Annotated in this window: 22 protein-coding genes; 7 read left to right on the top strand and 15 right to left on the bottom strand. The window is 57.5% G+C overall.

Translation table 11 applies throughout. The features are described from left to right. Window positions 1-5 precede the first annotated feature (5 nt). Together ppiA and BWI95_RS09610 are read right to left on the bottom strand one after the other, a co-directional pair. A complete protein-coding gene (gene ppiA / locus BWI95_RS09615) occupies window positions 6-578 on the bottom strand; it encodes a peptidylprolyl isomerase A (RefSeq protein ID WP_023482023.1) in 573 nt (190 codons plus the stop codon). A 155-nt stretch (window positions 579-733) separates the two neighbouring features. Then, window positions 734-2,032: a cytosine deaminase gene (locus BWI95_RS09610; protein WP_076769400.1), complete on the bottom strand. Its 1,299-nt coding sequence runs from the start codon at window positions 2,030-2,032 to the stop codon at window positions 734-736. Between the two features lie 240 nt (window positions 2,033-2,272). Here BWI95_RS09610 and nirB point away from each other — a divergent pair, with 240 nt between their 5' ends. The 3 genes from nirB to cysG all read left to right on the top strand — a co-directional run bounded on the left by nirB (window position 2,273) and on the right by cysG (window position 6,627). Then, complete coding sequence (gene nirB, locus BWI95_RS09600; RefSeq protein WP_054804347.1) at window positions 2,273-4,816, top strand: nitrite reductase large subunit NirB; 2,544 nt, start codon at window positions 2,273-2,275, stop codon at window positions 4,814-4,816. Beyond that, window positions 4,813-5,139: a nitrite reductase small subunit NirD gene (gene nirD / locus BWI95_RS09595; protein ID WP_054804348.1), complete on the top strand. Its 327-nt coding sequence runs from the start codon at window positions 4,813-4,815 to the stop codon at window positions 5,137-5,139. The genes nirB and nirD overlap by 4 nt, the downstream gene beginning before the upstream one ends. Before the next feature lie 123 nt (window positions 5,140-5,262). Beyond that, window positions 5,263-6,627, top strand: coding sequence for a siroheme synthase CysG (cysG, locus tag BWI95_RS09590; RefSeq protein WP_054804349.1), 1,365 nt, complete (start codon window positions 5,263-5,265; stop codon window positions 6,625-6,627). 695 nt (window positions 6,628-7,322) lie between these two features. Here the strand turns inward: cysG and trpS are convergent. The 12 genes from trpS to BWI95_RS09525 all read right to left on the bottom strand — a co-directional run bounded on the left by trpS (window position 7,323) and on the right by BWI95_RS09525 (window position 17,409). Continuing rightward, the gene (gene trpS / locus BWI95_RS09585) at window positions 7,323-8,327 is read right to left on the bottom strand and encodes a tryptophan--tRNA ligase (RefSeq protein WP_076769398.1); all 1,005 of its coding nucleotides are present in this window, start codon (window positions 8,325-8,327) and stop codon (window positions 7,323-7,325) included. Beyond that, window positions 8,320-9,081 carry a phosphoglycolate phosphatase gene (gene gph / locus BWI95_RS09580; protein ID WP_076769397.1) on the bottom strand — a complete coding sequence of 254 codons (762 nt, stop codon included), beginning with the start codon at window positions 9,079-9,081 and terminating at the stop codon, window positions 8,320-8,322. The genes trpS and gph overlap by 8 nt, the downstream gene beginning before the upstream one ends. Next, window positions 9,074-9,751, bottom strand: coding sequence for a ribulose-phosphate 3-epimerase (rpe, locus tag BWI95_RS09575; RefSeq protein ID WP_023482084.1), 678 nt, complete (start codon window positions 9,749-9,751; stop codon window positions 9,074-9,076). Before rpe ends, gph begins: the two co-directional genes overlap by 8 nt. Before the next feature lie 55 nt (window positions 9,752-9,806). Continuing rightward, on the bottom strand, window positions 9,807-10,634 hold the full coding sequence (gene dam / locus BWI95_RS09570) for an adenine-specific DNA-methyltransferase (protein ID WP_023482009.1): 828 nt from the start codon (window positions 10,632-10,634) through the stop codon (window positions 9,807-9,809). Window positions 10,635-10,701: 67 nt separating this feature from the next. Next, window positions 10,702-12,063 (bottom strand): cell division protein DamX, encoded by a 1,362-nt coding sequence (damX, locus tag BWI95_RS09565; protein ID WP_054804632.1) that lies wholly within the window; start codon window positions 12,061-12,063, stop codon window positions 10,702-10,704. Window positions 12,064-12,150: 87 nt separating this feature from the next. Next, entirely contained in the window at window positions 12,151-13,239 is a 1,089-nt protein-coding gene (aroB, locus tag BWI95_RS09560; RefSeq protein WP_076769396.1) for a 3-dehydroquinate synthase, read from the bottom strand. 54 nt (window positions 13,240-13,293) lie between these two features. Continuing rightward, window positions 13,294-13,815: a shikimate kinase AroK gene (gene aroK, locus BWI95_RS09555; RefSeq protein WP_002920267.1), complete on the bottom strand. Its 522-nt coding sequence runs from the start codon at window positions 13,813-13,815 to the stop codon at window positions 13,294-13,296. Window positions 13,816-14,101: 286 nt separating this feature from the next. Next, window positions 14,102-15,337, bottom strand: a complete 1,236-nt coding sequence (gene hofQ / locus BWI95_RS09545) for a DNA uptake porin HofQ (RefSeq protein WP_076769395.1) — start codon at window positions 15,335-15,337, stop codon at window positions 14,102-14,104. After that, window positions 15,303-15,650: a HofP DNA utilization family protein gene (locus BWI95_RS09540; protein ID WP_054804634.1), complete on the bottom strand. Its 348-nt coding sequence runs from the start codon at window positions 15,648-15,650 to the stop codon at window positions 15,303-15,305. The genes hofQ and BWI95_RS09540 overlap by 35 nt, the downstream gene beginning before the upstream one ends. Beyond that, window positions 15,640-16,101, bottom strand: coding sequence for a HofO family protein (locus BWI95_RS09535; protein ID WP_076769394.1), 462 nt, complete (start codon window positions 16,099-16,101; stop codon window positions 15,640-15,642). Before BWI95_RS09535 ends, BWI95_RS09540 begins: the two co-directional genes overlap by 11 nt. Next, the gene (locus tag BWI95_RS09530; protein ID WP_054804635.1) at window positions 16,085-16,624 is read right to left on the bottom strand and encodes a PilN domain-containing protein; all 540 of its coding nucleotides are present in this window, start codon (window positions 16,622-16,624) and stop codon (window positions 16,085-16,087) included. The genes BWI95_RS09535 and BWI95_RS09530 overlap by 17 nt, the downstream gene beginning before the upstream one ends. Beyond that, window positions 16,624-17,409, bottom strand: coding sequence for a DNA utilization protein HofM (locus BWI95_RS09525; RefSeq protein ID WP_076769393.1), 786 nt, complete (start codon window positions 17,407-17,409; stop codon window positions 16,624-16,626). Before BWI95_RS09525 ends, BWI95_RS09530 begins: the two co-directional genes overlap by 1 nt. A 119-nt stretch (window positions 17,410-17,528) precedes the next feature. Between BWI95_RS09525 and mrcA the strand changes: the two genes are divergently transcribed. Beyond that, a complete protein-coding gene (gene mrcA / locus BWI95_RS09520) occupies window positions 17,529-20,081 on the top strand; it encodes a peptidoglycan glycosyltransferase/peptidoglycan DD-transpeptidase MrcA (RefSeq protein ID WP_076769392.1) in 2,553 nt (850 codons plus the stop codon). A gap of 66 nt (window positions 20,082-20,147) precedes the next feature. On the opposite strand, the gene nudE is transcribed toward mrcA, so the two are convergent. Continuing rightward, window positions 20,148-20,708: an ADP compounds hydrolase NudE gene (gene nudE / locus BWI95_RS09515; protein WP_042717419.1), complete on the bottom strand. Its 561-nt coding sequence runs from the start codon at window positions 20,706-20,708 to the stop codon at window positions 20,148-20,150. Window positions 20,709-21,025: 317 nt separating this feature from the next. Here nudE and BWI95_RS09510 point away from each other — a divergent pair, with 317 nt between their 5' ends. From BWI95_RS09510 to hslR, 3 genes are all read left to right on the top strand, one after another. After that, window positions 21,026-23,161 carry an intracellular growth attenuator family protein gene (locus BWI95_RS09510; RefSeq protein ID WP_042717418.1) on the top strand — a complete coding sequence of 712 codons (2,136 nt, stop codon included), beginning with the start codon at window positions 21,026-21,028 and terminating at the stop codon, window positions 23,159-23,161. 66 nt (window positions 23,162-23,227) lie between these two features. Continuing rightward, window positions 23,228-23,905, top strand: coding sequence for a GMP/IMP nucleotidase (gene yrfG, locus BWI95_RS09505; RefSeq protein WP_054802626.1), 678 nt, complete (start codon window positions 23,228-23,230; stop codon window positions 23,903-23,905). Next, entirely contained in the window at window positions 23,905-24,306 is a 402-nt protein-coding gene (gene hslR / locus BWI95_RS09500) for a ribosome-associated heat shock protein Hsp15 (protein WP_023481974.1), read from the top strand. The genes yrfG and hslR overlap by 1 nt, the downstream gene beginning before the upstream one ends. The last annotated feature ends 15 nt before the right edge of the window (window positions 24,307-24,321 follow it).

Genomic DNA, 24,321 nt, shown 5'->3' with positions numbered 1-24,321 from the left:
GAAACTTATGGCAGCACTTTCGCGGAGAGGATAACAACCGGTTTTGACGGGACATTCTGATACGGTCCAACATCGTGCGTCGGCACCTGGGAGATCTTATCGGCAACGTCCATACCTTTTACCACTTTGCCAAATACCGCGTAGCCAAAGTCACGCTGGCCATGGTCGAGGAAAGCGTTATCCGCAACGTTGATAAAGAACTGGCTGGTGGCGCTGTCTTTATCCGCAGTCCGCGCCATAGCAATGGTACCGCGCGTGTTTCGCAGGCCGTTATCCGCTTCGTTCTTGATAGGCGGGTTAGGCTGCTTCTGCTGCATCTGCTCGTTAAAGCCGCCGCCCTGAACCATAAAGCCAGGAATAACGCGATGGAAAGTGGTGTTGTTATAAAAACCGTTATTCACGTAATCAAGGAAGTTTTTCACCGACACAGGGGCTTTCTGGTTGTTCAGCTCCAGTTCGATATTACCGGCGGAAGTCGTGAGCAGAACATGCGGGTCGCCTTTTGCGGCCAGCGCAGCAGGAGAGAGAGCAGAAAGGGCGAGCAGAGCCGCCATAGCCGCCAGAGTCGATTTAACCATAAGGTTTCCTTAACGAAGTGCAGTAACGAAAGCGAGTGGCTTGATTCTAAAGAGCAGTCAGCCAGCAGGCCAGCCTTTTACTTAATTTTACGTATTTGGTAACAGATGTAACGCCAGACCGCCAAATTCGTGCGTCTTAACGGCCTGGCACGCCGCTACGCTTGCTGCATCCGGTTAAAATGCACCTCTTCGCACCCCTGCTCCATCCGCACCCAACTCTGCGCCGGTTGTGTGCTGGCAATGATGCGTCCGTGACGAATTGACCAGCGTACCGGGGACTGGCAGCGCACCGCCTCAAAGCCGTTTTCAACAGGCAGAATAACCATATTGGCAGGCAAGCCTGGCGCAATGCCGTACTCTTTCAATCCCAGCGTCTTGGCGCTGTTGTGGGTAATGAGTTGCAGACCCTGTTCAATCTGCGAATAGCCCATCAGCTGACATACGTGCAGACCCATATGCAGCACCTGCAACATATTGCCAGTGCCGAGCGGATACCAGGGATCGAACACATCATCGTGACCAAAGCAGACATTCATCCCTGCCGCCATCAACTCTTTCACCCGCGTAACGCCCCGCCGTTTCGGGTAGTCATCGAACCGCCCCTGCAGGTGAATATTGACCAGCGGATTGGCCACGAAATTGATGCCGGAACGTTGCAGCAGGCGGAAAAGACGGGATGTATACGCGCCATTGTAGGAGTGCATGGCGGTGGTGTGACTGGCGGTGACGCGCGAACCCATCTCCATTTCGAGCGCCAGAGCAGCGACGGTTTCGACAAAGCGCGACTGCTCATCGTCAATCTCATCGCAGTGGATATCCAGCGGGCGCTCATACTCACGCGCCAGATCGAAGGCGATATTCAGAGATTCAATGCCATATTCACGCGTGTGCTCAAAATGCGGAATCGCACCGACCACATCGGCGCCCAGCTGAAGCGTTTTTTCTAACAGCGCAGCGCCGTTCGGGTAGGAGAGGATCCCCTCCTGCGGAAAAGCGACAATTTGTAGATCGATCCACGGCGCAACCTCCTCTTTTACCTCCAGCATCGCTTTCAGCGCCGTTAACAGCGGATCGGAAACATCAACGTGGGTGCGCACATGCTGTACGCCGTTGGCCATTTGCCATTTCAGCGTCTGCCAGGCGCGCTTTTTCACGTCCTGATGGCAGAGCTGCGCTTTACGTTCTGCCCAACACTCAATCCCTTCAAACAGCGTACCGGACTCGTTCCAGCGGGGATCGCCCGCCGTTTGCGTGGTGTCCAGGTGAATATGCGGTTCGACGAACGGCGGCAGCGCTAAACCGCCACCGGCATCAAGCACATCAAGTGTCTCGCTCTGGGCGTCGCCCATCGGCGTAATCTCGCCAAATCGCCCGTTCTCTATGGCGATTTGCCAAACTCCTTCGCGATCGGGCAAGTGCACATTTTGCACTAACCATAGTGGTGTTGCTGACATCGCATTATCTCCTCTTTCTCCCTCAGATATGTCGTAGCTAACCTCGTGCTAAAAAACATCACTTTCAGTATAGAAATTCCTCAACATATAAATATGAATGATATCCAATACTTATAAAAACCATGAAAAATCAGCAATATACTCATTAGTGGGTAGGCTAAGGTGTAATTGATATACATCAATAACCGTGCAAGCTGAATCGTTAAGGTAGGAGGTAGTAAAAAAGAAATCGAGGCAAAAATGAGCAAAGTCAAACTCGCTATCATCGGTAACGGCATGGTCGGCCACCGCTTTATCGAGGACCTTCTCGACAAAGCCGACGCCAGCCAGTTCGACATTACCGTATTCTGTGAAGAGCCGCGTAAAGCCTACGACCGCGTCCACCTGTCATCCTACTTTTCCCACCATACAGCCGAAGAGCTGTCGCTGGTACGCGAAGGCTTCTACGAAAAACATGGCGTCAAAGTGCTGGTCGGCGAACGCGCCATCACCATCAACCGCCAGGAAAAAGTGATCCACTCCAGCGCGGGCCGCACGGTCTATTACGATAAGCTGATCATGGCCACCGGCTCCTACCCGTGGATCCCGCCGATCAAAGGGTCTGAAACCCAGGACTGTTTTGTTTACCGCACTATTGAAGATTTGAATGCCATTGAGTCATGCGCGCGTCGTAGCCGCCGTGGCGCGGTGGTTGGCGGCGGCCTGCTGGGTCTGGAAGCCGCAGGCGCGCTGAAAAACTTAGGCGTCGAAACTCACGTTATTGAATTCGCCCCGATGCTGATGGCAGAACAGCTCGATCAGATGGGCGGCGAGCAGTTAAGACGTAAAATCGAAAGCATGGGCGTGCGCGTGCACACCAGCAAAAACACCAAAGAGATCGTGCAAGAGGGCGTTGAGGCGCGCAAAACCATGCGCTTCGCCGACGGCAGCGAGCTGGAAGTGGACTTTATCGTCTTCTCCACGGGCATCCGTCCACGCGACAAGCTGGCGACCCAGTGCGGGCTTGAAGTTGCCCCGCGCGGCGGCATCATGATCAACGACTGCTGCCAGACCTCCGATCCCAATATTTATGCCATCGGCGAGTGCGCCAGCTGGAACAACCGCGTTTATGGTCTGGTCGCGCCAGGCTACAAAATGGCGCAGGTGACGGTTGACCATATTCTCGGCACACAAAACGCGTTTCAAGGCGCGGATCTTAGCGCCAAGCTGAAACTGCTCGGCGTGGATGTCGGCGGCATCGGCGATGCACACGGCCGCACACCGGGCGCGCGCAGCTATGTCTACCTCGACGAGAGCAAAGAAGTTTATAAGCGCCTGATTGTCAGCCCGGATAATAAAACCCTCCTCGGCGCCGTGCTGGTTGGCGACACCAGCGATTACGGCAACCTGCTGCAACTGGTTCTCAACGCCATCGAACTGCCGGAAAACCCCGACGCATTGATCCTGCCGGCGCACGCCAGCGGCGGTAAACCCTCAATCGGCGTCGATAAGCTGCCGGACAGTGCGCAAATCTGCTCCTGCTTCGACGTCACCAAAGGCGACCTGATTACTGCCATCAACAAAGGCTGCCACACCGTAGCCGCACTGAAAGCGGAAACCAAAGCCGGAACCGGCTGCGGCGGCTGTATTCCGCTGGTTACGCAGGTGCTGAACGCCGAGCTGGCGAAACAGGGTATCGAAATCACCAATAACCTGTGTGAACACTTCGCCTACTCCCGCCAGGAACTGTTCCACCTCATCCAGGTGGAAGGGATTAAAACCTTTGACGACCTGCTGGCGAAATACGGTACCGGCTACGGCTGCGAAGTGTGTAAACCGACCGTTGGCTCGCTGCTCGCCTCCTGCTGGAACGAGTACATCCTGAAACCACAGCACACGCCGCTGCAGGATACCAACGACAACTTCCTCGCCAATATCCAGAAAGATGGCACCTACTCTGTTATCCCACGCTCGGCGGGCGGTGAAATCACGCCGGAAGGGCTGATGGAAGTGGGCCGCATCGCGCGGGAGTTCAATCTCTATACCAAAATCACCGGCTCGCAGCGTATCGGCCTGTTCGGTGCGCAAAAAGACGATCTGCCGGAGATCTGGCGTCAGTTAATCAATGCCGGGTTCGAAACTGGTCACGCGTACGCCAAAGCACTGCGTATGGCGAAAACCTGCGTCGGCTCGACCTGGTGCCGCTATGGCGTCGGCGACAGCGTCGGGTTCGGCGTCGAGCTGGAAAACCGTTACAAAGGTATCCGTACCCCGCACAAAATGAAGTTCGGCGTCTCCGGCTGTACCCGTGAATGTGCGGAAGCGCAGGGGAAAGACGTGGGGATCATCGCCACGGAAAAAGGCTGGAACCTTTATGTGTGCGGTAACGGCGGCATGAAACCGCGCCATGCGGATCTGCTGGCGGCGGACCTCGATCGCGACACTCTGCTGCGTTACCTCGACCGCTTTATGATGTTCTACATTCGCACCGCCGACAAACTGACCCGCACCGCCTCCTGGCTTGAGGGGATGGAAGGCGGCATCAACTATCTGCGCAGCGTCATCATCGACGACAAGCTGGGCTTTGATGCACAGCTTGAAGCAGAGATGACCCGCCTGCGCGAAGCGGTGATTTGCGAGTGGACGGAAACCGTCAACAACCCGGCGGCGCAAACACGCTTCAAACACTTTATCAACAGCGATCGCCGCGACCCGAACGTGCAGGTGGTTCCGGAGCGCGCGCAGCATCGCCCGGCGACACCCTATGAACGTATTCCGGTGATGTTAGTGGAGGAGAACGCATGAGCCAGTGGAACAGCGTTTGCAATATTGATGAGATTGTCCCGGCAACCGGCGTCTGCGCGCTGGTCAATGGCGAGCAGGTGGCGATTTTCCGCCCGCGCCACGATGACCAGGTTTACGCCATCAGCAATATCGACCCCTTTTTCCAGTCGAGCGTGCTCTCTCGCGGCATTATCGCCGAACATCAGGGCGAACTGTGGGTTGCCAGCCCGTTAAAAAAACAGCGCTTCCGTCTGCGTGATGGCCTCTGCATGGAAGATGAAAGCCGTTCAGTTGCCCATTTTGAAGCACGAGTGAAGGATGGTGAGGTGCAGATCAAAGCATAATCCCCTGCCCTCTCAACGGCCGTAGCGACAGCTTGCTGTTATGCTACGGCTCATGCTCAGCGCCCGCGGTTCTCGCCGCGCGGCGCCCGCTTCAGCCTATAACTACAATTCCGGGGTAATGTCGTGGATCACCTGCCAATTTTCTGTCAATTACGGGGACGCCCCTGTCTGCTGGTCGGCGGCGGCGACGTCGCGGAGCGCAAAGCGCGTCTGTTGCTGGATGCGGGCGCGCAGCTCACCGTCAATGCCCTCACCTTTATTCCTCAATTTACCGCCTGGGCCGCCGAAGGCATGCTGACGCTGGTCGAAGGCGAATTTAGCGAAACGCTACTCGATGAGTGCTGGCTGGCAATTGCCGCCACCGATAACGACGCGGTAAACCAGCGGGTCAGCGATGCGGCAGAAGCGCGTCGCATCTTTTGCAATGTGGTCGATGCGCCGAAAGAAGCGAGCTTTATCATGCCGTCGATTATCGACCGTTCGCCGCTGATGGTGGCGATATCCTCCGGCGGCACGTCGCCGGTGCTGGCGCGTTTGCTGCGCGAGAAGCTGGAGTCGCTGCTGCCGCAACATCTTGGTCACGTGGCGAAGTTTGCCGGGCAGCTGCGCAGCCGTGTGAAGCGCCATTTCGCCACCATGAGCGAGCGCCGTCGTTTCTGGGAGAAGCTGTTCGTTAACGATCGACTGGCGCAGTCGCTGGCGAACCAGAATATGGTCGCGGTGGAGAGCATCACCGAGCAGATGCTGAACGAGCCGCTGGATAATCGTGGTGAAGTGGTGCTGGTGGGCGCGGGGCCTGGCGATGCCGGGCTGCTGACGCTGAAAGGCTTACAGCAAATCCAGCAGGCGGATGTGGTGGTGTATGACCGGCTGGTCTCCGATGAGATCATGAATCTGGTGCGCCGTGACGCCGACCGTGTGTTTGTCGGTAAACGAGCGGGCTATCACTGCGTGCCGCAGGAGGAGATTAACCAGATCCTGCTGCGCGAGGCGCAAAGCGGGAAGCGCGTGGTGCGGTTAAAAGGCGGCGATCCCTTTATTTTTGGGCGCGGCGGCGAAGAGCTGGAAACGCTCTGCCATGCGGGCATTCCCTTCTCGGTTGTGCCAGGGATTACCGCGGCTTCCGGCTGTTCGGCTTACTCGGGTATTCCGTTGACTCACCGGGATTACGCCCAGAGCGTGCGGCTGGTCACGGGCCACCTGAAAACCGGCGGTGAGCTGGACTGGGCTAACCTGGCGGCAGAGAAGCAGACGCTGGTGTTCTATATGGGGTTAAATCAGGCAGCGGCGATTCAGGAGCAGTTGATCGCCCACGGCATGCAGGCGGATATGCCGGTAGCGCTGGTGGAAAATGGCACATCGGTGCAGCAGCGGGTGGTGAGCGGCACGCTGTCGCAGCTTGGCGAGCTGGCGCAGCAGGTGAAAAGCCCGTCGTTGATTATCGTCGGCAGGGTTGTCGCGTTACGCGATAAGTTGAAGTGGTTTTAAAGACAATGCCTGATGGCGCTGCGCTTATCAGGCCTACGAAATCGTGCTAAACCGTAGGCCGGATAAGGCATTTATGCCGCCATCCGGCAGTCAGCGCCGGGCACAAGCCTGATGGCGCTACGCTTATCAGGCCTACAAAACCGCGCTAACCCGTAGGCCGGATAAGACATTTATGCCGCCATCCGGCAATCAGCGCCGGGCACAATGCCTGATGGCGCTGCGCTTATCAGGCCTACAAAACCATGCTAACCCGTAGGCCGGATAAGGCGTTACGCCGCCATCCGGCAGTCAGCGCCGGGCACAATGCCTGATGGCGCTGCGCTTATCAGGCCTACAAAACCGTGCTAACCCGTAGGCCGGATAAGGCATTTATGCCGCCATCCGGCAGTCAGCGCCGGGCACAATGCCTGATGGCGCTACGCTTATCAGGCCTACAAAACCGCGCTAACCCGTAGGCCGGATAAGGCATTTATGCCGCCATCCGGCAGTCAGCGCCGGGCACAATGCCTGATGGCGCTGCGCTTATCAGGCCTACAAAACCGCGCTAAACCGTAGGCCGGATAAGGCAGTTACGCCGCCATCCGGCAATCAGCGCCGGGCACAATGCCTGATGGCGCTGCGCTTATCAGGCCTACAAAATCGTGCTAACCCGTAGGCCGGATAAGGCATTTATGCCGCCATCCGGCAATCAACGCTTACGGCTTCGCAACAAACCCAATCGCTTCGTACACCTTCTTCAGGGTTTCTGAAGCGTGCGCGCTCGCTTTTTCCGCACCTTCGCGCATGATCTGCTGCAGGAAAACTTCGTCATTGCGATAGCGATGGTAGCGCTCCTGCAACTCGGTCAGCATGCCGGAAACCGCGTCCGCCACTTCGCCTTTCAAATGGCCATACATCTTGCCTTCGAAATGCTGCTCCAGCTCGGCGATGCTCTGGCCGGTCACGGCAGAGAGGATATCGAGCAGGTTAGAGACGCCCGCTTTGTTCGCCACATCGTAACGCACAACCGGCGGCTCGTCGGAGTCGGTCACGGCGCGTTTGATCTTCTTCACTACCGATTTCGGATCTTCCAGCAGGCCAATCACGTTGTTGCGGTTATCGTCCGACTTGGACATCTTCTTCGTCGGCTCCAGCAGCGACATTACGCGCGCACCGGACTTCGGAATAAACGGCTCAGGCACTTTAAACACATCGCCATAAATGGCGTTAAAGCGCTGGGCGATATCGCGGCTCAGCTCCAGATGCTGCTTCTGGTCTTCGCCGACCGGCACCTGATTGGTCTGGTAAAGCAGGATGTCTGCCGCCATCAGCACCGGGTAGTCAAACAGGCCGGCGTTGATGTTTTCTGAATAGCGTGCGGATTTATCTTTGAACTGCGTCATACGGCTCAGCTCGCCGAAGTAGGTGTAGCAGTTCAGCGCCCAACCCAGCTGGGCATGCTCAGGAACGTGGGACTGTACAAAGATCGTGCTTTTCTGCGGATCAATACCGCACGCCAGGTAGAGCGCCAGCGTATCCAGCGTCGCCTTGCGCAGCTTCTCCGGATCCTGACGCGCGGTAATGGCATGCAGGTCAACGATGCAGTAGATACAGTGATAGTCGTCCTGCATGTTCACCCACTGACGCAGCGCACCCATATAGTTGCCAATGGTCAATTCACCTGAGGGCTGTGCGCCACTAAAAACGATGGGCTTAGTCATTTTTCATTTCCTGATGTTCACTGAGCGGGAGCCCGAGCGCGGGCAGTAAATCGTTAAAGCGGTCGAAGACGTAGTCCGGCTCGCTTAGGGTAATCGCTTCACCATAGTTATAGCCGTAGGTCAGGCCAACGGAGACGCTGCCGGCCGCCTGCGCGGCGCGGATATCGTTGCGTGAATCGCCAACGAAGAGTAACTCATGGGGTTGAATCGCCAGCTTGTCGCACACCAGCAGCAGCGGCTCCGGGTGCGGCTTCTTATTCACCACATCATCGCCACCGACAACAAAAGTGAAGTAGTGGGCAATCTCCAGCGCGTCCAGCAGCGGCGCGACAAACGGCGTCGGCTTGTTGGTCACCAGCGCCAGCGGCAGCCCTTTTTCGTGCAGCGCCGCGAGAGTTTGCGCCACGTCCGGGAACAGGAAGCTGCCCTCCTCCACGGTCTCTTCGTAGTAGCGGTTGAAGAGCTTGCGCAGCATGGCGATCTGCTCGGCCTGCGGCACGTCACCGGTATCAATATCGGGCTTGCCCTGCGAAGCACGCTGAATGGCACGCTCCTGGCGGGCCCAGTTGAAGGCGCGCTCCATCAACACATCGGCGCCATTCCCAATCCAGGTAATCACGCGCGCTTCGCCAGCCTGCGGCAGCTCAAGGGCATACAGCGCGCTGTCTACGGCGGCGGTGAGCCCCGGCGCGCTGTCCACTAATGTGCCGTCAAGATCGAACGCGACACCCCGAATCGACTGCAATTTATCCATGACTTACCTTCGCCAGTTCGCTACGCATTTCATCAATAACCTGTTTGTAATCCGGCTGATTGAAAATCGCCGAGCCCGCCACGAACATATCCGCGCCAGCTGCCGCGATCTCGCCGATATTGCTCGCTTTCACGCCGCCGTCCACTTCGAGACGGATATCAAGGCCGGATGCATCTATGCGACGACGCACTTCGCGCAGCTTGTCAAGGGTATGGGGAATGAAGGATTGACCGCCAAAACCGGGGTTAACGGACATCAGCAGGATCACATCCAGCTTATCCATAACGTGATCCAGATAGCTCAGCGGTGTCGCCGGGTTAAACACCAGCCCCGCTTTGCAGCCGTGCTCTTTGATCAGCTGCAGCGTGCGGTCGATATGTTCAGAAGCTTCAGGATGAAAGGTGATAATGCTTGCCCCGGCTTCGGCAAAGTCCGGCACCAGGCGGTCGACCGGCTTCACCATCAGGTGCACATCGATAGGCGCGGTAATGCCGTAGTTGCGCAGCGCTTTCAGCACCATCGGGCCGATGGTCAGGTTCGGTACGTAGTGGTTGTCCATCACGTCAAAGTGAACAACGTCGCCGCCCGCGGCCAGTACGCTGGCGGTGTCTTCGCCCAGGCGAGCAAAATCAGCCGACAGAATCGAAGGGGCAATTAAATACTGTTTCATCCGCATCTCCTTGAGAAAGTAGGTTTCGGCAGGCGGCGGCGCGGTGAACGCAGGGTTAGCGAGGCGCGGGAGCCGGGCGATAGAGCGCCAGCAGCTCATCCACTTTTTTACGCGTCCCGCCATTACTGCTGATACTGCGTCGCACTTTCACCACGTGCAATTTCGCCTGACTGTACCATTCACGCGTCAACAGCGTGTCATGGTTGGAAATCAATACCGGGATTCGGTTTTGCACCAGACTCTCCGCAATCGCGGCAAGATGAGCCTGCTGCTCAAGGGTAAAGCTATTGGTATGGTACGCCGTAAAGTTGGCTGTCGCAGAGAGCGGCGCATAGGGCGGATCGCAATAGACCACCGAGTTCGCATCCGCGCGCGCCATACTCTCGGCGTAAGATTCGCAGTAAAAGAAGGCATTCTGCGCTTTTTCTGCAAAGTGGTACAACTCCGCTTCCGGGAAGTAGGGCTTTTTATAGCGCCCGAACGGCACGTTAAACTCCCCGCGCAGGTTGTAACGACACAGACCATTGTAGCCATGCCGGTTGAGGTATAAAAACAGCAGCGCGCGCCGGAACGGCTCCTGGCACTGGTTAAACTCCTGACGCAGCTGGTAATAGACTTCGGACTGGTTCACCGCGGGCACAAACAGCGCGCGCGCGTGATGAACATACTCATCAGGGCGCTCTTTAACGATGTTATAGAGGCTGATTAAGTCGCTGTTGATATCTGCAAGGATATAGCGGGAGTAGGAGGTGTTGAGAAACACCGAGCCCGCGCCAACGAAAGGCTCGATGAGGCACTCTCCCTTGGGCAAGTGCCTACCGATATCGTCGAGCAGGGGGTATTTCCCCCCTGCCCATTTTAGAAAAGCGCGATTCTTTTTCATGCTGACTGATTACTTACACTCTCTCCGGCTGTGGAGAAAGCTCCGACAGCATCCTGCGCTTTACACATTACTTAAGATCGGCCTGAACCTGATGCAGCGGCTTCGCCCATGGGTTTTTCGCCTGCACATCCGCTGGCAGCGCGGAAACGGCGCGTTTAGCATCATCTTTCGAGGCATAGACGCCGCTCACCAACACGTACCACGGCTGACCGTTACGCGTTGTCTGGTAGACCACGAAGTTTTTCAGATTCTCTTTCTTCGCCCACGCATTGAGGTTGTTGTAGTTCGATGAACTGCTCAGCTGCAGGGTGTAGTGGTTGCCCGGCGCTGACTTCAGCGCACCGACATTGCCGGTAGAGGCCGTGCCGCTGGCAGCAGGCGCGCTGCTTGCGCTCGCCGCCGGTGCCGTGGTTTTCGGCTGAGCCGGTGTGGATGCGGCCGTTGACGTTGACGGTGCTGCTGTCGACGTTGTCGCAGGCGCTTTCACTGGCGCAGAAGCGGTGCTTTCCGTGCGCTTCGGCGGTTGAGCAACCGGGCGGGATTCCGCTTTCGGCTCGCTTTTCGCTACCGGCGTTTTGGCGGCTGGCTTCGGCTCAATCACCATCTGCTTGCGTTCGTTACGCGGCGCCGTAGTGCGGCTTTCACCGGACGCTGGCTGCTGCTGATTACGCGCGGCGTTGGCATTGTTACTGCCATTACCGTTATGAATCGGTGCAACCGTTGCCGGTTCGGTCGGCAGCGTCGAGCTGGCCGCGCTATCAAGCTGCGTCTGGCTCTGCGGCTGCGACAGTGCGTTGTTGAGATCGCCCTGCACTTCAACGCGGTTTTGCCCTTCCGGCGTAGCGGATGGCTGGCCTTGCGACGGCGTCGAGGAGATCGGCGGCAGCGTCACATCCTGCTGAGCCGGCGCGGTGCCTGCGTTCTGAGCCTGAGATGGCGACGCGCCCGGTGCGGGCTGTGCGCCATTTGCCTGATCGGCAGCGTTGCCGCTGTTACCGGCAGTGTTATCCGTCGCGCCGAGATCGATATTTTTCTCGCCCGACGTGTTTTGTTCGTTGTTAGCAGGCGCGGGGGATTTCAGCGCAGAGCCAATGCCGATAATCAGCAGCAGTAACACAAGGATACCGACGCCCATCATCAGATACTGGCGGGAGGCTGGCTTCGCAGCGGCAGCGGCTTTCTTACGCTTACGCGGGCGACGCTCCTGCGGCTCCTCGTCCAGAGCGGCTTCATCTTCTTGATAGCTCTCTTCTTCGCGATCATCACGCACCCGGCGCGAACGCGCAGGACGGCGATCGTCGGCATCAACATCAACCTCATCAAAGTTGATCTGCGGCTCATCGACACGCTCGGAAGATTGACGAGAACGACCAGTACGACGATCGCTGGGATCGGGTTTCAGCTCGTCTTCTGGTTTGAATTCATCCATTTAACACCCCACACAAAGGCGTATGCCACTGATGCATATCGCCCGAAGTTAAACGCCACGCAGCGCGTGAACAGACCTTTCTTATCGTTACGCCTGCTGGCAATCAGCAATAGCGCTAAGTACTACGTCGTGCGACACTCCGCCGCGAACTTCACTCTTCCCTATGGCCAGCGGAAGCACTAAACGCATCTCTCCCGCTAACACTTTTTTATCGCGCATCATGTGCGGCAGGTAAGCCTGCGCCGCCATTTCACGCGGCCCCTCAACGGGTAAACCGGCGCGTTTTAACAACGCTTTGATGCGCTGCGTATCTGCTGCGCTAAACTGCCCGAGGCGTTCTGACGCGTGTGCCGCCATCACCATCCCGGCAGCAACGGCTTCGCCGTGTAACCAGTTACCGTAGCCCATCTCCGCCTCAATCGCATGGCCGAAGGTATGACCAAGATTGAGTAAAGCACGTAAGCCGTGTTCGCGCTCATCGGCGGCGACGACCTCCGCTTTCAGTTCGCAGCAGCGGCGAATACAGTAAGCCAGCGCCGCGCCATCAAGGCGCAGCAGAGCATCCATATTCTCTTCCAGCCAGCTAAAGAACGCGCCGTCGAGAATAATGCCGTATTTGATCACTTCCGCAAGACCGGAGGAGAGTTCACGGGCAGGAAGGGTTGCCAGGCAGTCGAGATCGACCACGACCGACGCGGGCTGATAGAACGCGCCAATCATGTTTTTGCCAAGGGGGTGGTTTACCGCCGTTTTGCCGCCAACGGAGGAGTCAACCTGAGAAAGGAGCGTGGTCGGCACCTGGATAAAGCGCACGCCGCGCTGATAGCTGGCCGCAGCAAAACCGGTCAAATCGCCGATTACGCCGCCGCCGAGCGCGACCAGTGTGGTATCGCGCCCATGTGGTTTTTGCAACAGTGCGGTGAACACCGTGTCCATCACCGCCAGGCTTTTGTACTGCTCGCCGTCAGGCAGGATCACGCTATCGACATTAACGCCGGCCTGTTCCAGCACGCTACGTACCCTATCAAGGTAGAGCGGTGCCAGGGTTTCGTTGGTGACCAGCATAACCTGATCACCAGACTTCAGGGGCGCGAAGGAAGCTGGGTCGTTAAACAAACCAGCCGCGATGGTGATAGGGTAACTACGTTCCCCGAGAGTAACGGTGATCCTCTCCATGACGCGACATCCACCTTAGTTGCTTAAACCTACAGGCCGTCTATTAAGCCTGATTTAGTTGCTTTCCAGCATATGAATAATCTGGTTCGCCACCACTTTCGCGCTCTGATCGTCAGTACGGATGGTCACGTCGGCAATCTCTTCGTAGAGAGGATTACGTTCGTCGGCCAGCGCTTCCAACACTTCACGCGGCGGCGCGTCCACCTGCAGCAGGGGACGTTTTTTATCACGTTGAGTACGTGCCAGTTGCTTCTCGATAGTGGTTTCCAGATACACCACTACACCGCGGGCGGAGAGACGATTACGGGTTTCGCGGGATTTCACAGAGCCGCCGCCGGTCGCCAGAACGATGCCCTGCTTCTCCGTCAGCTCATTGATGATCTTTTCCTCGCGATCGCGGAAACCTTCTTCACCTTCAACATCGAAGACCCAGCCCACATCAGCTCCGGTTCGTTTCTCAATCTCTTGATCAGAATCGTAAAATTCCATATTGAGTTGTTGAGCTAACTGACGCCCAATAGTGCTTTTGCCGGCACCCATAGGCCCAACCAGAAAGATATTGCGTTTCTCTGCCATTTTTTCGGTACTACTAAGACTATTCGTTGATGATAAACCCGCTTCGCAAACGTGCGGCGTAGCAGGACATGAACTGAAACCTCATATGCGATAGTGCGAGAGTCAGATCGAAAATTATCTCAGTACTCCGGCTTGTTTGGCAACTGAATAAACACGTTATCCCTCTTACCGCCCTTTATTATTCGGAGACCGCTGACACTCAAATCGGTACTCCTTGTAAGCTAAATCATCTCCCACGTCAAACACCTGGGCCAAGTTACGGCGAAAAAGGGGCGTTACGGCAGATTTAATGTACCGCTGCCAGCCTGGGGGTAATAAAGACCACCAGTTCGCGGCGATCCCCCTCTTTTGCTTCCTGGCGAAACAGACGACCGAAGCCGGGAATAGCACCAAGGCCCGGAACCTGGGTTCTGCCATTACGCCTCTTTTGCGAGAAGATGCCACCCAATGCCAGCGTTTCACCGCTTTTCACCTCCACCACGGTTTCAATCTCCTGCTTATCAATCGCCAGCGCTTCGCCTCCGGCCTGTTGCAGTACCTGGCCGGGCATATTCTGGCTAATGCGCAGCTTCAGGCGTACCCGCCCATCGGGCAGCACAGTTGGGGTCACTTCCATGCCCAGCACAGCCTCTTTAAACTCAACCGCCGTGTTGCCGCTCTCTCCATTCGCCACCTGGTAAGGGATTTCACTCCCCTGCTTGATGCTTGCGGGCTGAAGATGGGAAGCCAGCAGGCGCGGGCTGGCGATAATCTCCAGTTGCTGCTTCTGTTCAAGCGCGGAAAGCTCCAGCTCAAGAAGACGCGCATTAATACTGCCGATATTAAAGCCGATGCGCGTTGTGGCGCTGGCAACGCTGTGATCTGCCGCCAGAGTGCTCACCTGCCCGCGCGTGGCGGCAGGCTCTTGCCCGAGCCCCCACTTCACGCCAAGCTCACGCAGGCTTTTTTCATTAATAGTGACGATCCAGGCCGCCAGTTCGACCTGCTCAACGGGCAGATCCATCTGCGCGATCCACTTTTCCAGCGCGGCGAGGCTCTCTTTATTATCCCGCACCAGTAAGCGGTTAAGGCGCGTATCCACGGTGAGGGTCCCCTGGGCACTGATTAGCTTCTCTGCGGCTTTTGCCAGCTCAGCGGCATTCGCATGGTGCAACACAATGCCGCGCGTCAGCGTTGGCGCGTTCTTTTTACGCCGCGCCTGCGCCGCCTCCCGCTCAGCCAGCTTCTGCTGCTGCCACGAGGCGGTATGCACCTGCCAGATAGCGCCCTGCTGACTCAGAATTAACCCTGCGCTGGCCGCGACGGTCTGCATCGCCTGTAACCAGGGCACTTCCGTCAGGTTAAGGGAGACGACACCGCTCACCTCCGGCGGGATAACGATATTCTTTTTTTCCAGCGTCGCCAGCGCCTGCAGCACCTGCGCGACAGGCACCTCGTCAACGCTCATCGTCACCAGAGGCGCGGCACTGACAGCCGCCACTGGCAGACTAAAGAGCACGACGCTTGCTATCCATTTCCTCATCCTGAGTTCCTTTTCGTTTCCAGCGCCATGTTGAGGGGGCGCACGCCTTCCCTGTTGCTATCTCTGTTTCATCTACGTTGATGGCGGTAACGCGCCAGCCGGGTGAAAGCGTGTCGCCCACGCTTACCCGGTGCCAGCGTCCTGCCGCATCGCGGATGATGGCCAGCCGCTGCCCGCTTTCAATAACGCCGTGCAGTTGCCAGGCGCGGAGCTGCGCAAGCTGGCAGCGATCCGGCGCGGGCTGAAAAGGATCGCGCATACCGCACAGCACAGTGACGATCCCAAAGGTGAAAAGCAGGCGTTTAACCATCATCGTCATGCTCCAGTTGCAGCGTAAAACGTAGCCCGCTTTCGCTGGCGGAGAGAGAAAATGCCGGAATCTGCATACCACGCTCTGCCAGCAGTGAAAAAGTCTCCACAGCCTGCGACCAGCGGCTCTCCAGCACCAGTTCACCGTCGCCCTGCATCGGCTGCCAGCGCAAGAGCTGCCGCGACTGGCCGTGAAAGTCGAGCGGGCTAAAGCGGCGCACCTGCGTAACAGTGCTTTGCGCTTCCGGCAGCGCCAGCGCGCGAAGCTTTCGCCACTCTGCCTGTAACTCCGGCTGGAGGGCGCTCTGCTGACGCTGCGTAAGGCGTTGCGTCTGATTCAGCGGGCGGATGGCGAACCAGCCGATAAGCAGAACACTGCTAAACATCGCGGCAAGCCAGCAGATCGCCCGCATGCGGGGCGAAAGTGCGAGCCAGACTTCAGGGTTTAGCGACATCGACCTGCTCCCGGCTCAGCTGGTAGGTAAACTGCCAGAGCCCCTGACCATCACGCGAGGCGCTCCCCATCGGCTGAAGATGAAACCCCGCCAGCTTTTGCAGCCGCGGCTCGAACTCGCCCAGGGCGTTGACGGCGCGTGCCAGGCCGTGGATTTCAAGCTGGTTCTGCCGCCAGCGCAGCTGCGTCAGCCAGGCGTTTTCCGGCAGCGCATCCGCAAGCGTGAGCAGCGTTTGCCGCCAGGCGGCTGTTATCTGCCGCCGACGCGCTTTCTCCTGCGCCAGCTGCCACTGCTGTCGCCGCAGGCGAAGCGGTTGTTCTTGTGTATGCAGCGCGGCCAGCAGCGACCGATCCGCCGCCAGCCAGAGTGTGCCGCTACGCCCGGCCTGAGCGCGCTGCGCATGCCATAGCGTACCGCCCAACGACAGGCTCACTACGCTTGCCGCCGCGATTGCCACCCAGAAGCGCAAACAGCGCCGCCGCTGCAGCTGTCGCCACGGCATAAAATTGACCGCAGGGCGCATCAGTACCCCCTGGCGATCGCCAGCCCCAACGCAACGGCATAGCGCTGGCTTGCATCCGGTAGCGGCGGCTGGCGCGACGGCACCGCGCTCCAGCAGTCGAACTCCCCCACACCTTCGCCGCACTGGATAATCTCATCCAGGGGAAGTGCGAGCAGCTCGCCAAGCTGTGCGACATTTTCCGCCTCTTCGCGTGCTCGCCGCCCCCAGCTCTCTTTTGTCGCCCACAACCACTGGCGCTCATCGCACCAGGCGAGACAGCGCACCGGTGCCGCTAACGAGGGCAGCAGCGGCTGAAGAGCACAGGCATCGGGCGTGATAGAGGAGAGGTGGAGTGAAAGCTGCTGCGCGATCTCCAGTAGCGCGGCGATATCCCGGTTCTGCGCGGCGGTCACGCCGTAGCTTCTGGCGGGCTCATCCTCGGTGAAGTCGAAGCAGAGATCGCTTTGCGCCATCTCCAGCTCGCGCGCCATCGCCTGTGAAACCCAGCCGGTCAGTGCAGGTTCACGCAGCGTCACCGCCGGGCGCGGCAACCTTCGCTGCAGCGTCTGCCCGGCGGGAAAGGCGATGCGCGCGCAGTGGCGCTGCGGCAAAGCATGGCGCCATGGGCGCAGCGCAGCGAGCAGCTGCTCCGGTGCCTTAATCCGCCCCTGAACCACCGCGCCACTGGGGAGAGGAAGGTGCCACCAGCGGCGCAGCGCCCGCCCGGAACGCCCAGCGGAAAGCGCCACGATAAAGACGCCATCCTGTTGAATATGCACACCAATTTGCCAATGCCTGAATGTCATAAATTACGATCTCCTTATCGTCTCGCTGGCGGACGCTATATCAATGCTCAAGGCTTGCCTTTATACTACCGCGCGGTTGTTTATAAACTGCCCAAGTGACTCTAAATGGGAAATCTCCAGTGAAGTTCGTAAAGTATTTATTCATCCTTGCAGTCTTTTGCATTCTGTTGGGAGCAGGCTCGATTTACGGTCTGTACAAATATATTGAGCCGCAGTTACCTGACGTCGCCACGCTGAAGGATGTCCGGCTGCAGATTCCAATGCAGGTCTATAGCGCCGACGGCGAGCTGATCGCGCAGTACGGTGAAAAGCGCCGTATCCCGTTGACGCTGGATCATATTCCGCCGGTAATGGTGAAAGCCTTTATCGCCACGGAAGACAGCCGCTTTTATGAGCATCACGGCGTCGACCCGGTAGGGATCTTCCGTGCGGCCAGCGTGGCGCTCTTCTCCGGCCACGCCTCGCAGGGTGCAAGTACCATTACGCAGCAGCTGGCGCGTAACTTCTTCTTAAGCCCGGAACGCACAATGATGCGTAAAATCAAAGAGGTTTTCCTGGCGATCCGCATTGAGCAGTTGCTGAGCAAAGACGAAATTCTTGAGCTCTACCTCAATAAAATTTATCTCGGTTACCGCGCTTACGGCGTGGGTGCAGCGGCACAGGTCTACTTTGGTAAAAGCGTCGACCAGCTCACCTTAAGCGAAATCGCGGTGATTGCCGGGCTGCCAAAAGCACCCTCTACCTTTAACCCGCTCTACTCTCTCGAACGTGCTACCGCGCGACGTAACGTAGTGCTGACGCGTATGCAGAGCGAAGGGTATATCAGCGAGCAGCAGGCTGATGAAGCCCGTAGCGAAGCTATCGACGCTAATTACCATGCGCCGGAAATCGCCTTCTCTGCCCCTTATCTCTCCGAGATGGTGCGCCAGGAGATGGTGAGCCGCTACGGTGATAAAGCCTACGAAGATGGTTATCGCGTTTACACCACCGTGACACGCAAAGTGCAGCAGGCCGCGCAGGATGCGGTGCGCAATAACGTGATGGATTACGACATGCGTCACGGCTATCGCGGGCCGTCTAACGTGCTGTGGAAAGTGGGCGAAGCGGCGTGGGAGAGTAAAAAAATCACTGACTCTCTGAAGGCGCTGCCGACTTATGGGCCGCTGTCGCCTGCCGTTGTCACCAGCGCCGATCCGCAGGAAGCGACCGCGATGCTGGCGGACGGTTCGACGGTCTCGCTGAAGATGGAAGGTGTGCGCTGGGCGCGCCCTTACCGCTCGGATACGCAGCAGGGCCCGACGCCGCGCAAAGTGACCGATGCCGTTCAGGTAGGTCAGCAGATTTGGGTTCGCCAGGTTGGCGACAGCTGGTGGCTGGGACAGGTGCCGGACGTCAATTCGGCGCTGGTGTCGATTAACCCGCATAACGGCGCGGTAATGGCGCTGGTAGGTGGTTTCGATTTCAACCAGAGCAAGTTCAACCGCGCCACGCAAGCGCTGCGCCAGGTTGGCTCGAATATCAAACCGTTCCTGTATACCGCCGCGATGGATAAAGGCCTGACGCTGGCGAGCATCCTTAACGATGCGCCGATTTCGCGCTGGGATGCGGGCGCGGGCTCCGACTGGCGACCGAAGAACTCGCCGGATGAGTATGCCGGGCCGATCCGTCTGCGCCAGGGTCTGGGGCAGTCGAAGAACGTAGTAATGGTGCGCGCGATGCGTGCGATGGGCGTTGATTACGCGGCAGAATATCTGCAGCGTTTCGGTTTCCCGGCGCAAAACATTGTGCATACCGAATCCTTAGCGCTCGGCTCTGCCTCCTTTACCCCGTTACAGGTGGCTCGCGGTTATGCGGTGATGGCCAACGGCGGCTTCCTGGTTGACCCTTACTTCATCAGCAAAATCGAGAATGTTCAGGGCGATAAGCTGTTTGAAGCGCGTCCGAAAGTCGCCTGCGCCAATTGCGATATTCCGGTGATTTACGGCGAAACGCCGAAGTCGAACGTGCTGGAAAACAAGGACATGGAAAACGTCGCGACCTCGCAGGAGCAGCAAAACCCTGCCGTCCCGATGCCGCAGCTGGAGCAGGCAAACCAGGCTCTGGTTGAACGCACCGGCGCGGAGGAGTATGCGCCGCACGTCATCAGTACGCCGCTCTCCTTCCTGATTAAGAGCGCGCTGAACAGTAACGTCTTCGGCGAGCCGGGCTGGCAAGGTACCGGCTGGCGCGCGGGTCGCGATCTCAAGCGCAATGATATCGGCGGCAAAACCGGTACCACCAACAGCTCGAAAGATGCCTGGTTCTCAGGCTACGGTCCGGGCGTGGTGACATCGGTGTGGATTGGCTTCGACGATCACCGCCGCAACCTTGGCCGCACCAGTGCTTCCGGCGCGATTAAGGATCAGATCTCAGGTTATGAAGGCGGCGCGAAGAGTGCGCAGCCGGCGTGGGATGCTTATATGAAAGCGGTGCTGGAAGGCGTTCCGGAAGATCCGCTTACGCCGCCGCCGGGCGTGGTAACGGTCAATATTGACCGCAGCACCGGGCAGTTAGCCAACGGTGGTAGCAGCCGTCAGGAGTACTTTATCGAAGGAACGCAGCCGACTCAGCAGGCGGTTCATGAAGCGGGCACTACGCTTATCGATAATGGCGAGACGCACGAGCTGTTTTAGCGCAGCCACTGCACAGAGATATAAAAAAGGGCGCTTTCGCGCCCTTTTCTTTTATTGCTTGCTCAGTTAAAGCCGCCCCTGCCCTTTGAGCCACTCACGCACTAAGAAGAGCGCGCTGACATTGCGGGCTTCGTGGAAATCGGGGTCTTCAAGCAGATCCATCAGATGCTTTAAAGGCCAGCGCACCTGCGGCAGCGGCTCAGGCTCATCGCCCGGCAGTGATTCCGGATAGAGATTTTCCGCCACCAGGATATTCATTTTGCTGGAGAAATAGGAGGGCGCCATGCTCAGTTTTTTCAGAAAAGTGAGCTCGTTCGCACCAAATCCAACCTCTTCCTTTAGCTCCCGATTGGCCGCTTCATATATACTTTCACCCTCGTCGATCAGGCCTTTGGAGAAGCCCAGCTCGTAGGATTCGGTCCCAACCGCATATTCACGGATCAGAATCAGGTGATCGTCGATGATCGGCACAATCATTACCGCTTCACGATTAGAGGGGCGCATGCGTTCATAGACCCGACGCACACCGTTGCTAAATTCCAGATCCACGCTTTCGACGTTAAAAAGCCGTGATGAAGCCACGGTTTTGACGTTGAGAATGGTGGGTTTTTGCAATGATTTGCTCATTATTATCGGTCTTTGCAGAGAAACTTTCGTTATTGTGCGACACTACGCACGCCCTGGGCAATCTCCTTTGCCGCTTATTTACATTCTTGCAACCTATCTGAAATCAATTCGCATTTTCACTAAAAAGTCAATAGCTTGAAATAAAACTAAGAATTTGCTGATATTCCCGCCAGGGGGCTTTTGCTATTCTTCCCAACGATGGTATGCGCTTAAAAATACTCAAGTTAATTTCTTGCTTATCGCGGCCAACCACATTAGATATTTACGGGAAGGGTGCAACTGACTACACCTGTTTGAAAAAGTAAGATGGGGAAAGCATGAGCACCATTTTGATTTTTTTAGCTGCTATGCTGGCCTGCGCATTCCTCGCCGGATGGATTTACAGGTACAGGTCGCAACGTCGATACCGACTGCCTTACTTACCGGCATTCTCCGGCGCGACGGCTCGCAAATTGACTCCAGAAGAGCGCGACGCCGTCGAACGCTACCTGGAATCGCTTTCCCGTACCCAAAATACCCCAGGCCCGACCGGCGCGACTGCCGCTCCCGTCCCGATTAAACTTACCGCACACAGTAATACGGTACTGTTTGTCGCCCATCCCATCACGCGCTACGGCATCACTACCGATGCGCCGAATAAATGGCGCTACTACCTGGACTCCGTTGAGGTCCATCTCCCGCCATCATGGGAGCAATATATTAATGATGAGAATAATGTTGAGCTGATTCGCACCGACTCCATGCCGCTGGTGATTGCGCTTAATGGGCACACGCTTAGCGAATATATGTATGAAGAGCGCGGCAGCGAACTACAGCATATTGGCTCAACCCATTCGGCTATCCGCGGTGAAGAGAGTGAACAGATTGAACTGCTCAATATTCGCCGCGAAAGCCCCTATGAACATACTCTGAACCGCCCGGACGGCATGCGCGAAGCGCTGCTGATCTGTGCCTCATTCCTGATGTTCTTCTTCTGCCTCGCGTCGCCGGAAGTTTTTGTTCCGTGGATGGCGGGCGGCGGCGTGCTGCTGCTGGCGGCAGGGCTGTGGGGGCTTTATGCCCCCCCGGCGAAAAACACGCTGCGCGAAATTCATTGCCTGCGCGGGACGCCAAAGCGCTGGGGGCTGTTCGGTGAAAATAATCAGGAGCAGATGAACAACATCTCGCTCGGTATTATCGATCTGATTTATCCAAAACACTGGCAGCCCTTTATTACCCGTGATTTAGGCCAGCAAACCGATATTGATATCTATCTCGATCGTCACGTCGTGCGCCAGGGGCGCTTTTTGTCACTGCATGACGAGGTAAAGAATTTCCCGCTTCAGCACTGGGTACGCAGCGCGGTGATCGCTCTCGGCTCGTTGGTGGTGCTGGCGATGCTGCTGATCTGGGTGCCGCTGGATATGCCGATCAAATTCACCGTGTCGTGGATTAAAGGCGCGCAAACAGTTGAAGCCAGCAGCGTAAATCAGCTTGAATCCGCCGGTCTGCGTATCGGCGATACGCTGCGCATCAGCGGCACCGGGATGTGTAACATTCACACGCAGAGCAACTGGGCCTCGCGCCAGACGTCGCCGTTCACCCCGTTCGACTGCTCGCAGATTATCTGGAACAACGCCCCTCCTCTGCCGCTGCCGGAATCGGATATTGTGACCAAAGCCACCGCGCTGGCGCAGGCAGTCAGCCAACAGCTGCATCCGACCACGGAAGAGGATTCCCGCGTCAGCCCGGTGTTGCGCTCCGCTATTCAAAAATCCGGCATGGTTCTGCTGGATGATTTCGCTGATATCGTGCTGAAAACTCAGGAACTTTGCTCTGCTGAAGATGAGTGCCTGCGCCTGAAAAATGCGCTGGTAAACCTGGGCAACAGCAAGGATTGGGAGACGCTGACTAAGCGCGCCAGCGAAGGCAAGCTTACCGGGGTGAATGTGCTGCTGCGCCCGGTGAGCGCAGAGTCCCTCGACAACCTCGTCACCACCTCGACCGCGCCGTTTATTATGCGTGAAACCACGCGCGCGGCGCAGGCGCTGAACAGCCCGGCTCCGGGCGGCTTCCTGATTGTCAGCGAAGAGGGTAATGAACTGGTCGATCAGCCGTGGCCGCCGATGGCGCTCTACGATTATCCGGCACAGGAGCAGTGGGCCGAGTTCCAGCGCCTAGCGCAGATGCTGATGCAGACGCCGTTCCACGCTGAGGGGATCATCACAAGCCTGGTGACCGATGCCAACGGCACCAAACATATCAGCCTGCACCGCATGCCGGATGCCGCCGGTTTATGGCGCTATGCCGCCACCACCCTGCTGCTGGCAGCAATGCTTTTATCCAGCATCTACAATGGCGTGCTGGCGCTGCGCCGCTATCAGCGTAACCGCACCCGTATCGAAGAGATTCAGCAGTACTACGAGAGCTGCCTGAACCCCCGCCTTATCCCCAGCGAAGATAGCCTCGGCTGATAACGATCTGCTGCGCGAGCTGTGTTAACCTTTCGCGCAGATTTTTCTCTGGCTGGAGCCCTTCTCATGCACATTGATATTGCCTGGCAGGACGTCGATACCGTTCTGCTGGACATGGACGGCACGCTGCTCGATCTCGCCTTCGATAACTATTTCTGGCAACAGCTGGTGCCGCAAACCTACGGTGAGAAAGCGGGTTTAACGCCGCAAGAGGCACAAAGCGCCATCAGCCAGGCCTATCACGACGTGCAGCATACGCTAAACTGGTACTGTCTGGACTACTGGAGCGAACGGCTTGGGCTGGATATTTGCGCCATGACCACCCAGCAAGGGGCGCGCGCCGTACTGCGTGAAGATACGGTTCCGTTTCTTGATGCGTTGAAAAATAGCGGCAAGCGCCGCATTTTGCTGACCAACGCGCACCCGCATAACCTGGCGGTTAAGCTTGAACACACGGGTCTGGCGGCGCACCTTGATTTATTACTTTCCACCCATACATTTGGTTATCCGAAAGAGGATCAGCGCTTGTGGCAGGCTGTCGCCAGTCATACCGGCCTTGATCCCGCGCGGACGCTGTTCATTGATGACAGCGAGCCGATTCTCGATGCCGCCGCGACATTTGGTATTCGCTACTGTCTCGGCGTCGCCAATCCAGACTCCGGGTTGGCGGATAAGCGCTATTTGCGCCATCCGGCCATGAACGACTACCGCCGCTTACTCCCCTCGCTTCTAAAGGAGATGTAATGAAACAGCAGCCTGCGCAAGAGGTCCGCCTGGATAAATGGCTCTGGGCAGCGCGTTTTTATAAAACCCGCGCCTTTGCCCGCGAGATGATCGACGGCGGAAAGGTGCACTACAACGGGCAACGCAGCAAGCCGAGTAAAATCGTCGAGCTGAACGCTACCCTGACCCTGCGTCAGGGCAATGATGAGCGAACCGTGATCGTAAAAAGGATTACCGATCAGCGCCGTCCGGCAAGCGAAGCCGTTGAACTGTATGAAGAGACGGCAGAGAGCATTGAGAAACGCGAAAAAATGGCGCAGGCCCGCAAGCTCAATGCGCTGACCATGCCGCACCCCGATCGCCGCCCGGATAAGAAGGAGCGCCGCGATCTGATGAAATTTAAATCCGGTGGCAGCGAGTAACGCGCACCCGCAAGA

This window comes from Kosakonia cowanii JCM 10956 = DSM 18146 (genome assembly GCF_001975225.1).
Lineage (GTDB): Bacteria > Pseudomonadota > Gammaproteobacteria > Enterobacterales > Enterobacteriaceae > Kosakonia > Kosakonia cowanii.
Note: the sequence above shows the minus strand (reverse complement) of the source record. Positions and strands in the feature narration are given on the sequence as shown.